The sequence below is a fragment of the Holdemanella sp. genome, from assembly GCF_056804935.1.
This window is the reverse complement of record NZ_DBMEXE010000233.1, coordinates 2,132-2,463: the sequence shown is the minus strand read 5'-3', so window position 1 is coordinate 2,463 and position 332 is coordinate 2,132. Positions and strand designations below refer to the sequence as shown.

1 protein-coding gene is annotated in these 332 nt (G+C 33.1%); it reads right to left on the bottom strand.

The window, feature by feature from the left end; translation table 11 throughout:
* On the bottom strand, positions 1–332 hold a 332-nt coding region (locus ACZQCL_RS08715), incomplete at both ends, for a thioredoxin family protein (RefSeq protein ID WP_482482842.1).

Sequence of the window (332 nt, the reverse complement as noted above, 5' to 3'; positions counted from 1 at the left end):
CATATTTCCTTCTCACTTTCTATTGTATGCTTCAGAAATGCTTCTATTTCTTCTTTTGTCTTGCGAAGTGTAGAAACAAATCTTGATATTTCTTTTCCATCCTTGAAACATATAAAGCTAGGAATCCCCATCACTTCATATTCAACCGCAATATCCATACATTGATCACGATTCAAAGAATAGAACTGTAAATCACTAAATTGTTCTTCGATTTCAGGCAAGAAAGGTTTGATGTACATACAGTCTGGACACCAAAATGCTGTAAACATCATCACTTGAATGCCTGAATTTTTTAATGCGTTTAAAAATTCGTCTTTATTACGAAGTTCAGT